The 12,401-nt window shown below is 67.9% G+C and carries 10 protein-coding genes; 6 read left to right on the plus strand and 4 right to left on the minus strand.

What is annotated here, in order from left to right:
• Positions 1 to 268: 268 nt before the first annotated feature.
• From IPM80_18200 to IPM80_18225, 6 genes are all read left to right on the plus strand, one after another.
• Entirely contained in the window at positions 269 to 1,492 is a 1,224-nt protein-coding gene (locus IPM80_18200) for an LLM class flavin-dependent oxidoreductase (GenBank protein MBK8960286.1), read from the plus strand.
• A gap of 213 nt (positions 1,493 to 1,705) precedes the next feature.
• On the plus strand, positions 1,706 to 4,078 hold the full coding sequence (locus IPM80_18205) for a TonB-dependent receptor plug domain-containing protein (GenBank protein ID MBK8960287.1): 2,373 nt from the start codon (positions 1,706 to 1,708) through the stop codon (positions 4,076 to 4,078).
• A 2-nt stretch (positions 4,079 to 4,080) separates the two neighbouring features.
• The gene (locus IPM80_18210) at positions 4,081 to 5,307 is read left to right on the plus strand and encodes an ABC transporter substrate-binding protein (GenBank protein MBK8960288.1); all 1,227 of its coding nucleotides are present in this window, start codon (positions 4,081 to 4,083) and stop codon (positions 5,305 to 5,307) included.
• The gene (locus IPM80_18215) at positions 5,297 to 6,154 is read left to right on the plus strand and encodes an ABC transporter permease (GenBank protein ID MBK8960289.1); all 858 of its coding nucleotides are present in this window, start codon (positions 5,297 to 5,299) and stop codon (positions 6,152 to 6,154) included. Before IPM80_18210 ends, IPM80_18215 begins: the two co-directional genes overlap by 11 nt.
• Positions 6,151 to 6,951: an ABC transporter permease gene (locus IPM80_18220; protein MBK8960290.1), complete on the plus strand. Its 801-nt coding sequence runs from the start codon at positions 6,151 to 6,153 to the stop codon at positions 6,949 to 6,951. Before IPM80_18215 ends, IPM80_18220 begins: the two co-directional genes overlap by 4 nt.
• The gene (locus IPM80_18225; GenBank protein ID MBK8960291.1) at positions 6,948 to 7,691 is read left to right on the plus strand and encodes an ABC transporter ATP-binding protein; all 744 of its coding nucleotides are present in this window, start codon (positions 6,948 to 6,950) and stop codon (positions 7,689 to 7,691) included. The genes IPM80_18220 and IPM80_18225 overlap by 4 nt, the downstream gene beginning before the upstream one ends.
• Before the next feature lie 25 nt (positions 7,692 to 7,716).
• Here the strand turns inward: IPM80_18225 and IPM80_18230 are convergent, their stop codons facing one another.
• From IPM80_18230 to IPM80_18245, 4 genes are all read right to left on the minus strand, one after another.
• The gene (locus IPM80_18230; protein MBK8960292.1) at positions 7,717 to 10,104 is read right to left on the minus strand and encodes a PAS domain S-box protein; all 2,388 of its coding nucleotides are present in this window, start codon (positions 10,102 to 10,104) and stop codon (positions 7,717 to 7,719) included.
• Positions 10,105 to 10,312: 208 nt separating this feature from the next.
• Positions 10,313 to 10,948, minus strand: coding sequence for a response regulator transcription factor (locus IPM80_18235; GenBank protein ID MBK8960293.1), 636 nt, complete (start codon positions 10,946 to 10,948; stop codon positions 10,313 to 10,315).
• The gene (locus tag IPM80_18240) at positions 10,945 to 11,685 is read right to left on the minus strand and encodes a sensor histidine kinase (protein MBK8960294.1); all 741 of its coding nucleotides are present in this window, start codon (positions 11,683 to 11,685) and stop codon (positions 10,945 to 10,947) included. Before IPM80_18240 ends, IPM80_18235 begins: the two co-directional genes overlap by 4 nt.
• Before the next feature lie 72 nt (positions 11,686 to 11,757).
• A complete protein-coding gene (locus IPM80_18245; protein ID MBK8960295.1) occupies positions 11,758 to 12,360 on the minus strand; it encodes a CDP-alcohol phosphatidyltransferase family protein in 603 nt (200 codons plus the stop codon).
• Positions 12,361 to 12,401 lie beyond the last annotated feature (41 nt).

Below are 12,401 nucleotides of genomic sequence, written 5' to 3' on the forward strand. Positions count from 1 at the left end.
GCGCGGTCGCTGGGTCGAAGCTGCGCCGCAGTATGGTGTGCAGTGCCACATGGGGCAACGCGCGCGGACGCCCGAGAGCGACACACTGTGCCAGATTGCGACACATTTGTGTCACGTCGGCACAGCCGGTCCGGGCGCGGCGCCCCGCTCCTTGCGGTCGCGAGCGGGCGGAGTAGCGTGCCGCGTCGCCAGGTCCGCGCCGCGCCGCCGATGGTCGCGGCCCGCGCCTGGGCCAGCCTCAATCAACGCAAACCTCGAGGATCACCCCATGGAAGTCGGAGCCTTCTACCTGCCGTCCGTCGGCCGTAAACATGAAATCGTGGCCGGCATGGCCGGCAAACGTACCGATCTGTACCAGCGCATGCTGGCCGAGATCACCGAACAAGTGCGCTACATGGACCAGCATGGTTACTACGGCGCCGGCTTCACCGAGCATCACTTCCACGTCGAGGGCGAGGAAGTGTCGACCAACCCGGTCATGCTCGACCTCTACTTCGGTCTCAAGACCGAGCGCATGAAGTTCGGCCAGCTCGGTAACGTGCTGCCCTCGCAGAACCCGATCAACCTCGCCGAAAACATCGCCATGCTGTCGCAGATGCTGGAAGGGCGCGTGTTCGCCGGCTTCGCGCGCGGCTACCAGCCGCGCTGGGTGAACGTGCTCGGCCAGCAGGTCGGCCTCGGCACGCCGGGCACCGGCGCCGATTACGAGGAGCTCAAGCGCTCGCTGTTCGAAGAGCACTTCGACATCCTGCAGAAGGCCTGGACCGAGGACACCTTCAACTTCCAGGGCAAGCACTGGCAGATCCCGACGCCCAACATCAAGTGGCCGGCGGCCGAGGTCACGCGCAAGTACGGACGCGGCATCAACGACAACGACGAGATCAACGAGATCGGCATCGCGCCGCCGACCTTCGAGAAGCGCATTCCGGACTTGTTCATGCCCTTCGCCACCTCCGAGCGCTCGATCAAGTGGGGCATGGAGCGCGGCATCGTGCCGGTCACCATCATGACCCACCTCGACGTCGTCAAGGAGCATTTCATCGCCGGCATGGAAGCGGCCAATGCCGCCGGCAAGAATTACAAGTTCGGCCAGGGCATGGCCATGAGCCGCGAGATCATCGTGGCCGACACCGACGCCGAAGCCGAGGCCATCGCGCGCGAAGCAGGCAGCTTCATCTGGAACAACTTCTTCGTGCCCTTCGGCTTCAATGCCGCGGTCGCGGCGCCGGGCGAAGGCCCGTTCGATCCGCCGGCGTGCTTCGAAACCCTGTCGGAACGCGGTCTCGTGATCCACGGCAGCGTCGACACCGTCAATCGCAAGCTCGAAGCGCTGTTGAAGGCGCTGCCGGTCGATTACTTCTGGATGTTCATCTACAACCACATGCCGCAGGACGCGTGCATGCGCAGCCTGGAACTCCTGACCGAGAAGGTGTGGCCGAACTTCACCGACAAGATAGGCGCGGGCGCCAGGCTCGCGCGCTCGGCGGGCTGATGATGCGCGGGGCGGGGCTTCGGCTCCGCCCTCTTCCGTCGGTGAAAAACTTGGCTTGCCCGATGTCAGGCTGAAGCCTGACCCACGGAGCAAGCGCATGCATCGTGGGTCAGGCTTCAGCCTGACATTCGACGCGAGCCGCCTGACATCACCATCACCCGAAAGGCGACGCAAGCCCTACAATCGCGCTGTTCGATTGAGGACCTGCCCGAGATGCGCCTGCGTTTACCCTCCTCGCGACGCCTGGCCTGGCTGGCGCTGCTGTTGCCCTTCAGTGCCACCGCCGCGGACGCCATCGAGAACGTCACGGTCAGCGGCTGGCGCGACGTGCAAGGCGCGCTGCCGCTGCCGAGCGAACTTCGCATCGACGGCCCTTTCGGTGACAGCCGCTCGGTCGCGGACACGCCGCGCGCGGTGACCAGCCTGACGCCGGCAATCATGGAACGCTTCGGCGTTACGGATCTCCACGATCTCGCGCGCGTCGCGCCCAATCTCTACGGCGCCAATACCTTCGGCATGGCCAGCCTGCCCAGCGTGCGCGGTCAACTCGGCGAGATCTTCGTCGACGGTCTGCGTCGCACGGGCGGCAACAACGGACTCGGCCTGCCGCTGTCCTTCAATGCCTTCGAGCAGGTCGACGTCATAAAGGGCCCGCCGCCGGTGGTGCTGGGCGCCACGCAACGCGTCGGCGGTTTTCTCGAGCTAGCGCCCAAGCGCCCCGACCTCGACACGCGCCACGGCAGCCTGCGCGTGCAAGGCGGCAGCTGGGACCGGTTTCGCCAACAATTCGATTACTCGACGCCGCTCACGGCGGGACGCTCGGCGCTGCGCGTCGCCATCGAGAATCGCAACGAGGACAGCTTCTACGATCACGGCCGTTACGACAGCCAGGACTTCTACGCCGCCTGGCGCCTGCGCCCTGACGCGGTCACGCTGGTCGACACGCACTTCGAGTATTTCAACGTCGACTTCACCGACAACGCCGGCTGGAATCGCGCCACCCAGGATCTCATCGATCACGGCCGGTACATCACCGGCCAGGGCGTGACGCCGGCCGGCTCGCGCATCCCCGGCGCCCGCGCGGTGGTGAGCCCGAGCGGCGTTACGAAACTGCCGCGCAGTCGCGTCTACACCGATCCCGACGATCGCAACGGCGCCGACAGCTACAACTTGGGCCTGCGCGTTTCGCATCGTTTCGACAACGGCCTGCGCCTCGAGAACCGCGCCCAGTATCAACACCTGGCGCGCGAGGAAGTGGCGCAAAACAGTTTCGTCGAAATCATCGACGGCGCCGACAGCGTCCAAGACCGCCTGGAACTCATCGCCGATTACACCCTGCCGATAGCGCATCTCGCCACGCGTCAGCAGAGCAACCTCGGCGTGGATTTCCGATTCCACGACGTCAAGGGTTACAGCCAGTTCGTTACCGAGGCCGACAACCCGGTCGATCTGAGCGGCCCGCTCGTCAACCGCCGCATTCCGCTCAACGCCCCGCAGCGCGCGGCGCTGGTCGAACTCGAGCCCGGCCTGTTCGTTTCGCCCGGCGCGCAGTACGACCGCAACGGCGACGGCGTCGGCGACTTCCTGCTGTCCGACACCACCGATTCCAGCCACTACCAGCTCGGCCTGTTCCTGCAACAGGACATGCGGCTGTCCGACCGCTGGCGAGCGCTGCTCGGCGCACGCGGCGACTGGCTATGGGTCACCGCGCGCGACGCTGCGCCGCCCGTCGGCGTCGATCCTGCGCGCGACAACGCCCATGCCCTGCTCGCCAGCGCCAACTTCAGCCTGCAGTACCGCCTGCGGCCGGCCCTGACCAGCTATTTCACGGTCAGCTACAGCGAGTCGACGTCCAACAGTCTCGGTGGCGGCTTCGTGCTCGGCGCCGACAACCGCATCAACCCGGCGAACTTCGATACCGCCAGCGAACTGTTCGAGTTGGGCTTGAAGTACGCGCCGGCGGGCAGCGCCTGGTATGCGGATGTCGCGCTGTTCGAACAAAGCCGCAGCCTGCGCAATCGCGACGGCAGCAACAGCGGCATCCTGACGCGCGGCCTCGAAGGTCAACTGGCGTTCCGTCCCGACCGCCACTTCCACGCCTCGCTCGCGGCCAGTTATCTCAACCATCGCTTCGATGACTCGGTGGCGTTCCAGGACAGCCGCAGCGTGGCGGACGCCTTCGACGCCTCGCGCCCCGACCTCATCGTCGGCACCGGCGTCGGCAGTCCGAGCTTCACGGTGTTCGGCGCCAGCCATCGTCGCGTGCCGGGCCTGCCCAGCGTGCTGCTGTCGGGGCTTGCGAGTTACGAGTTCGACAACGGCGTGGGCGTCAGCCTCAACGGCCAGTACACCAACGCCTTCCGCCTCGACTTCCTGAACACCGTGCGCATTCGCGACCAGTTCACCATCAACGCCGCGCTGCATTACCGCTGTCGCGCGCTGCGCAGCGATGTGCGCGCCGAGATCTTCAATCTCACCGACGAGGAGAATTTCTCGCCGGTGTTCGACGGTGGCTATTTCGGCTCCACCGACGTGCTGCCCGAACTGCCGCGCAGTTTCATGATCAGCCTGAGTCATCACTTCTGAGCATGGCCGCGCGACGCGTGCCGCCCGTCGCTGCCGCGCTGCTCGTGCTGCTGGTCGTGCTCGGCGGCTGCGCGCCGGCCACGGCGCCGGAGGTCGATCCACGCACGCTGGCGTGGCCGGCGCTGCTGGCCGCGGCGCGCGGCAGCGAAGTGCGCATGGCGATGTGGACCGGCGACCCGGCCATCAACCGCTACATGCAAGGCTACATCGCGCCGCGCCTGCGTGAGCGCTATGACATCACGCTCGCCATCGTGCCGGTGGCGGGCGACCTGCCGGTGCTGCTCGGCAACGAGATGGCGGCCGGCCAGGCCCGCAGCCATCTCGACGTGGTGTGGATCAACGGCGAGAACTTCTACAAGCTGCGCGCCGCGCAGGCGCTGTTCGGCCCGTTCACCGCGCACCTGCCCAACGATGTTCATGTCGACTGGCGCAACCCGCGCATCGCGCGCGACTTCCAGCAGGAGGTCGCCGGCTACGAAGCGCCATGGGGCACGGTGCAGCTGCTGCTGATCAGCGATGAAGCGCGCGTCGCCGCGCCACCGCGCGATGCCGAGGCGCTGGCCGCCTGGATCAAGGCCCATCCCGGTCGCTTCACCTTCGACCTCGCCTTCACCGGCTTGAGCTTTCTGAAAACGCTCATGATCGCGCTGGCCGGCACGCCCACCGCGCTCGACGGCCCGTTCGACGAAACACGCTACCTCGCCAGCCGCGAGCGCCTGTTCGCGTGGCTGCGTGACGTGCGACCGGCGCTGTGGCGCGAGGGCAGGACCTTCCCGCGCGACGTCGCGCAACTGCACGCGCTGTTTGCCAATGGTGAAGTGGATTTCACCATGAGCATGAACGACGGCGAGGTCGACAACAAAATCGCCAGCGGCCAGTTCCCGCCATCGGCGCGCGCCCATGCGCTGGACAGCGGCATGCTCGCCAACAGCCATTACCTCGGCATCGTGGCCCGTTCGCCGCGCAAGGCGGCGGCGATGGTGGTCATCAACGAACTTCAGTCCATCGAAGCGCAGTATGAAAAGCAGCGCAGCGCAGTGTGGGGCGACGGCACGGTGCTGGCGGTCGACGCGCTGCCGGCGCCGTGGCCGGCGCGCTTCGCCGCACTGGCGGACCGCAAGCGCGCGCCAGCGCGCGCGGAGCTCGCGCGGCGTGCACTGGCCGAACCGAGTCCCGAGGTGATGGTGCGCCTCGAACGCGACTTTCGTGAGTACTTCCTTGGCCCCTAGACCGAGCCCGTGGCTGTGGCCCTACGCGCTGCTGTGCGGCGGCAGCGTGGTGGCCGGCGTGGCGCTCGCGCTCGCCCACAGCGTCGGCCTGCTGGCGTGGCCGCCGTCGCCGGGTCTCGACCTGTCGGGTTGGCGCGCCTTGTTCGTGCACGGCGAGTTCTGGCGATCGCTGGCCTACAGCGCGACGCTCAGTGCCGTCACCCTGGCGCTGGCGCTCGCGCTCGCGCTGGCGTTGTTGGCCATGCTCGGCGAGCGGCTGCGCCACGGCTGGCTGGCGCGCCTGGTGTTGCTGCCGCTGGCGATGCCGCCCGTGGTCGCCGCGCTGCTGGCCGTGCTGGTGCTCGGCGACAGCGGCGTGCTGTCACGCTACGCCTGGCACCTCGGCCTGGTGACGACGCCGGCCGACTTTCCGACGCTGGTGTTCGACCCCTTGGGACGCGGCATCGTCATCACCCATGTCATGTTGGTTACGCCGCTGCTGCTGCTCCTGTTCGACAATCTCGCCATGCATTTGCAGCTGCCGGCGCTCATGCAGCAGGCCCGCGCGCTCGGCGCCAGCCGCGTGCAGGCGCTGCGTCGACTCGCCTGGCCCTTGCTGCTGCGCCAGGCACGCCCGGTGCTGCTGGTCTATGGCCTGGCCTTGCTGGGCGCCTACGAAATACCGCTCATGGTCGGCGCCGCGCAGCCGACCATGATCAGCGTGACCATCCAGCGCGCGGTGGCGGGTTACGATCTCGCACAGCGTCCCATGGGCTATGCCATGGCCAGCACCTACCTGCTGTTGCTGGTGGCGCTGTGGCTGGCGCTGGCCCCGCGCGCGACGGCCGAGCGGGCCGCGCGGCGATGAACACCACGCGCCCGCGAGGCCTGGGCCGGCCCGTCGCGTGGCTCGCGACGCTGTTGGCGCTGGCGCCGTTCGCGCTGTTGGCGACCTGGTCGGTGGCGCGCAGCTGGCGTTACCCGGCGCTGTTGCCGACGGCGTGGCAATTCGATCAATGGCAGACACTCGGCGAACAAGGCGCGGCGCTGGCCGGCGCCGGCTTGCGCTCCGCGTGGCTCGCGCTGCTGGTCGCCACTTGTGCCACGCTCATCGGCTTCGTCACCAGCCACACACTGGCGCGTCATCCGCGTGAACAGCGTTGGATGGGCCTCGCGCTGTTGTGTTTCGCGCTGCCGCCGGTGGTGTTCGCCGCGAGTCTCGGCCAGGCCTTCGCGGCGCTCGGACTCGGTGGCCGCGCCGCCGGCGTGGCGCTGGCCCAGTTGCCGTTCGCAAGCGCCTACGCGCTGGTGCTGTGCCGCGGTTACTGGACGCCCCACAGCTTCGCGCTCGGCGAAGTCGCGATGGCGCTAGGCGCGCGTCCGTCGCAGCGTTGGTGGCGTGTGCACCTGCCCCTGGCGCGCGGCGTGCTCGGCCTATGCCTGTTTCAAACCGCGCTGATGTCGTGGTTCGACGTCGCGCTGGTGCGCATGATAGGCGCGGGCCAGGTCGAGACCCTGTCCCTGAAAGTGTTCGACACGCTCAACGCCGGCGATCTGCGCCAGGCCGCGGCGGCGGCGCTGCTGCTGCTCGCGCCCCCCTGCGCGGCGCTGTGCTATCGGCCGCGCCTGTTGTGGCCGGCACTGACCACGCGACCGCCGTCATGAACGCTCGAGCAGCCGAAGCGTTCCTGCAGGTTCGCGGCCTCGCCAAGCGCCATGGCGAGCAGGTGCTGTTCGAGTCGCTCGATCTCGCTCTCGACGCCGGCCAGACGTTGGCGGTGATCGGCGCGTCGGGCAGCGGCAAGACCACGCTGTTGCGCATCCTCGCCGGACTCACCGCCGCCGATGCCGGCAGCATCATCCTCGACGGGCAATGCCAGGCGCCCGGCGCGACGCCGCTGCGCGGCGCGGTCTATCTCTACCAGGAACCCTTGCTGTTCCCGCATCTCGACGTGTTCGAGAACATCGCCTTCGGTCTGCGCGTGCGTGGCATCGCCGCGGCCGAATTGCGCGGGCAAGTGGAAGCAATGCTGGACGCCGTCGGCCTGCGCGCACTGGCACGACGCGACCCGGCCACCTTGTCCGGCGGCCAGCGTCAGCGCGTCGCTTTCGGCCGCGCGCTGGTGGTCGAGCCCAGGCTGCTGCTGCTCGACGAACCGTTCAGCAATCTCGACCCCGACGCACGCGCCGACATGCAGCGCTTGTGCAAAGCGCTGTGCGCGGCGCGGCGTTGCACGGTGTTGTTCGTCACCCACGATTTGAAGGAAGCGCTGATCATGGGCGACCGTCATGGCCGCCTCGCCGCCGGCCGTTACCACGCCTATGGCGATCGCGCGGCGTTTTGCGCCGACCCGGCCACCGGTGTCGCGGCCGAACGCGCCTTCTGGCGTGATGAAGCGCCGTGACCAGGACCGCTTCCTTGACGCACCGTCAACGCACCAGCGGCGCGTCTATGGCCTGCTCGATGGCGTGCAACAGCTCGCCGGTCGCGACCGGCTTGTTCAACAGCGCACTGATGGAAAGATGCGCCATGCGTTCCAGCACCTGGGTATCGGCGCTGCCGGAACAGATCACGATCGGCAGGCCGAGACCGGCACGCCGCACCGCCGCCGCCAGTTCCTCGCCGGTCAGTTCCGGCATCATGAGATCGCAGACCAACAGATCGTAGGCCTCGGGCTGCGCGAGCAGGTGCTTGAGCGCCGTGACCGGCGACACGAAGCTGCGGATCTCGTGGCCGTAGGCGTTCAGCATTTCGCTCAGGGGCTCGACCACCGCGCGCTCGTCGTCGACCAGCATCAGGCGTCGCGGCTTGATCGCGGCCGCGGTCGGCGCCGCGCGTTTTTCGGCCTCGACCTCGGCGCCGGCGGGCGTGGCGCCGTTGGGGAACAGCAGGCGTACGCAGGTGCCCTGTCCGGCCGTCGAATCGACCAGGATGTGGCCGGCGCTCTTGTGCACGATGCCATGCACCATGGCAAGGCCGAGCCCGGTGCCGCCGTGCTCGCGCTTGGTGGTGAAGAACGGTTCGAAGATGCGCGCCAGCGTGTCGGCCGAGATGCCCATGCCGGTGTCGGTACAGGCGATCTCGACATAATCACCATGAAACGGCGCGCCGCAGGAGCGACAGCGCTGCGACGGCACGCGCACTGGCGCGAGGCTCAGGGCGATGATGCCGTGCACGCTATTGGCGTCGCGCGCGTTGATCACGAGGTTGAACAACACCTGCTGCAGTTCGACGGCGCGGATCGCGATGCGCGTTTCGCGCGGGTCGATGTCGACGTCGAGGCGCATGCTCGGCGGCAGCACCGCCTGCAGCAGCTCGCAGGTGTCGCGCAGCGCGGTCTGCGCCACCAGCAACTGCGCCCGCTCGGTCTCCGGCGTGCTGCGGCTGAAGGCCAGCAGGCGTTCGATCAATTCCTTGCCGCGCAGCACGCCGGCTTCGACGTTGGCGAGGTATCCGTCGAGCGTGTCGTGGCTGGCTTGGCGCAGACGATTGCGGGTCAGGCCGGCGTAGCCGAGCACGCTGGCCAGAATATTGTTGAAGTCGTGGGCGATGCCGCCGGTGAAGGCGCCGAGCGCCTCCATCTTGTGCGCCTGGCTCAGGCGATGCTCGAGATCGCGCAGGTGCGAGATGTTCTCCAGCGTGCCCACGTAGCCGATCCGCCGGCCGTGCTCGACGATCGGCGAGACGCTGGCGCGCAGCGTTTCGGTTTCGCCGCCGGCGCTCCTGAACTGGTACTCATCGAGATGACGCGTGGCATCGCCGCGCAGGAACTTGCGCCATGCACTGACCGCCCGTTCGGCGTCGTCGGCGTCGATCAGGGACAACCAGCCGTCGCCCAGCAGGTCCAGATCGGGCCGCGCATAGCGCGCGCGCAGCGGCTCGCTGATGAAAGTCATGGCGCCGTCGACGTCGGTCATGAACACCCCGACCGGCGCGTTGTTGACCAGCGTGCGCAGGCGCGCCTCGCTTTCCTCGAGGCGCCGGTGGTCGTCGGCGCGCAGCAGCGCCGAGGTAGCCTTGAGCGCCGCCACCATCAACAAGGCGCCGGCGGTGTCGGACTCGGCGCGGGTGTGTCCGTCCTGCACGTACAGCACGCCGCAGGCCTGGCCGTCGCGCTCGCGCAGCGCCACCGCGTAGTAGGTGCGCGTACGCGGCAACAGGAAGTCACTCGCCGCGGGGAACGCCGCGCCCACGTCGTCGATGACATGCATCGCTGGCGCGGCGTCGCGCAGGGTGACGGCCAGCGGCGTCGCCGCGACACGATAATGCGCCGGCGGCGTGCCGCCCGCGGCGCGCCATTCGGCCAGCACCGGCGCTTCACCGTGCGCGTCGGGATGTCGCACGATGCCGACGCTCTGCGCGTGCAGCGCGGCCCCTATCGCGCGGGTGATGTCGGCGAACGGCGCATCGGCATCGACCAGCGCCAGCGCTTCCAGGCCGGTGCGCAGTTCCACCTCGCGCGTGACCTCGGTGCGCAGCGACAGGTAACGCACCGTGTCACCGAGCTTGTTCTGCAGCGGCATCATGGTCGACTGCACCCAGTAGTGCTCGCCGTTCTTGCGCCGATTGCAGATCAGGCCGTCCCAGATCTGCCCACTCTTGAGTGTCCGCCACAGCTCGGCGTAGAAAGCCGGCGCATGCACGCCCGACTTCAAGAGCCGATGATTCCTGCCCAGCAGTTCGGCGCGGCTGTAGCCGCTGACGGTGCAGAATCGTTCGTTGGCGTAGAGGATGTCGCCCGCCAGGTCGGTCACCGACATCAGCGCATGGGCCGCCAGCGCACGTTCGAGTTGAGGCATGTCGAGAATCGCGGTCACGTACGCTCCCTGTCGAGCGCCTGCGGGCGCGCGCTTCGACATGACACTTGGACTGGCCAACGGGGCAGCGCGCGCCGCGCGCAGTCTGACAAGAGTGTCGGAGGTCTCGCGCAACGAGGGAATCGGACGCGGCAGCGATCGTTTGTAAGTCGGGCCCTACACCGGCAGGGAAGCCGCGGACGCGCGCCGCCCGCGCGCCGCGCCTGCCTCAATCGATGAGATTGTGCTCCAGGCAGTAGCGCGCCAGTTCGGCGGTGCTGCCGAGACCGAGCTTGTGCAGAACGCGACTGCGGTAGGTGCTGACGGTCTTGCTGCTGATGAACAGCTGGCTCGCGATCTCGCCCGGGCTGCGTCCGCGCGCCAGCTCACGCAGTACGCGGAACTCGCGCGGCGACAGCGTTTCGTGCAGCGGCTGTTCACGGCGGCCGAAAGCGCGGCCGGCGAGCGCCTCGGCCACCTCCGGACTGATGTAGCGACCGCCGGCCTGGATGCGGCGTATGGCCTGCACGATGTCTTCCGGCGCGCGATCCTTGGTCATGTAGCCATCGGCGCCGAGTTCCAACGCCCGCAGCGCGAAACGCTGCTCGGCGTGCATGCTCAACACCAGCACCTGCGGCATGGGCTCGGTCTTGCGCTGACGGATCTCGGCCAGACAATCAAGGCCGTGACGGTCGGGCAATGACAGGTCCAGTATCACGAGGTCGATGGGCTCGCGGCGCAGGGTCGCCATCAGGCCGGCGGCGTCCTGGGTCTCGTGGACCACCGCGTCATGGAGATTCTCCTGCAGGATCTCGCGAATGCCCCGTCTCACCAGCGGGTGATCGTCAGTCAAAACGATATTCATGGTTCGGTACTCCGTGCCGACAAAGGCAAGGTCAAGGCCAGGCGCACGCCCTGGCCGCCATTTGAGGCAATCTCCAGACTGCCATTCAGTTGGTGTGCCCGCTCGCGCATGCCCAGCAATCCGAGATGCTGGCGCGCGCGCGGCTCGCACGGCATGCCCTTGCCGTTGTCCTCCACTTCCAGGTGGACAGTATCGCGGTGCGCGAACAGACGTACTGCCACGCGCGTCGCATCGCTGTGACGCGCGACATTGGTCATGGCCTCCTGGAACACGCGAAACACCACCAGCTTCTGCGCGGCTGATACATGCTTGCGGGTTTCGAGCCCGAGGTGACAGTCGATGCCGGTGCGCTTCTCGAACTGCAGGCAGTAATCCTCGATGGCCGCCGCAAGGCCCAGGGTTTCGATGGCCGGAGGCCGAAGCTGCGTGCTCAGCGAGCGCACCTCGGCGATGGTGTCGTCAATCAGGCGCGTCATGCCGTCGATGCGCGTCAGGCAGTTGGGCGCCACGCCGTCGCTGCCCGCCAGTTGCGCGGCCAGCCAGCGCAGATCGAGTTTCAAGGCGGTGAGACGTTGGCCCAGTTCATCGTGCAGCTCGCGCGCGATATGCGCGCGTTCCTGTTCGATGGCGGCATCGAGATGGCGCACATAGGCGCGCAACTCCTCGCGGGAGCCGGCGAGTTCGGCGGCGGACGAGGCTCGCTCCGGCTCGGCATCGCCTGCGGTGGTTCTCGCCATGGGCGGTCGATCCTTTGCCATGCTCGTGAAGTATGGAATGGCTTCGCCGCGATCCGCGACGCGCCGTCATGTTCAGGACGACGAAGACGCGCGCTCCGTCAGCGCTGCGCGCAGATCGCGATAGCGTTGCCCCATCGTGAATACGATCGCGCCACAGAATAACAGGCTCCAGGCAACGAGGTGCGCACTGTCGAGCGTCATGGCGCTCAGGAACACGAAGCCCTCGGTGCGTTCGGCCAGGCCCGGCGCGTAGTGAAAGGATTTCGCCGAGCGGTTGGCCATCGCCGCACCCATCGACAGGAACAGCGACATCGCCACCACGATCACGGCCGTCAGCACCACCAGCGTGAGGCGCGCATCGGGATGGCGCAGGGCCAGCGCGATGATGACCGCCACTTCAACCACACGATCGAAAGTGATATCCATCACCGCGCCGAGCGCGGTGGGCGCGGTCATGCGCGCCAGCGTGCCGTCCGCGGCGTCGAGCAGACCCGACAACCACAGCAGCGCGACGCCCGTCAGCGGCGCGCCGAGTGCGATGGCGAGCGCCGCCGCGAGCCCGCACGCGAGTCCGGCCAGGGTCAGGGAATTGGCCGATATACCGTGGCGCGCACAGTGGCGCGCGATGAAATCCAGTAATGGCTGAAGGTATTTATGGCCGTGACTGTCGAGCATCGACACCGAGCATAGGAACGACGGCGGCGCACGGCAAGCAG

This window comes from Pseudomonadota bacterium, from assembly GCA_016719885.1.
GTDB lineage: Bacteria > Pseudomonadota > Gammaproteobacteria.

Coding starts and splice junctions, on each gene's coding strand:
- IPM80_18220 (MBK8960290.1), top strand. CDS start 6,151: ATGAACACCACGCGCCCGCGAGGCCTGGGCCGGCCCGTCGCGTGGCTC.
- IPM80_18245 (MBK8960295.1), bottom strand. CDS start 12,360: ATGCTCGACAGTCACGGCCATAAATACCTTCAGCCATTACTGGATTTC.
- IPM80_18200 (MBK8960286.1), top strand. CDS start 269: ATGGAAGTCGGAGCCTTCTACCTGCCGTCCGTCGGCCGTAAACATGAA.
- IPM80_18210 (MBK8960288.1), top strand. CDS start 4,081: ATGGCCGCGCGACGCGTGCCGCCCGTCGCTGCCGCGCTGCTCGTGCTG.
- IPM80_18235 (MBK8960293.1), bottom strand. CDS start 10,948: ATGAATATCGTTTTGACTGACGATCACCCGCTGGTGAGACGGGGCATT.
- IPM80_18240 (MBK8960294.1), bottom strand. CDS start 11,685: ATGGCGAGAACCACCGCAGGCGATGCCGAGCCGGAGCGAGCCTCGTCC.
- IPM80_18225 (MBK8960291.1), top strand. CDS start 6,948: ATGAACGCTCGAGCAGCCGAAGCGTTCCTGCAGGTTCGCGGCCTCGCC.
- IPM80_18205 (MBK8960287.1), top strand. CDS start 1,706: ATGCGCCTGCGTTTACCCTCCTCGCGACGCCTGGCCTGGCTGGCGCTG.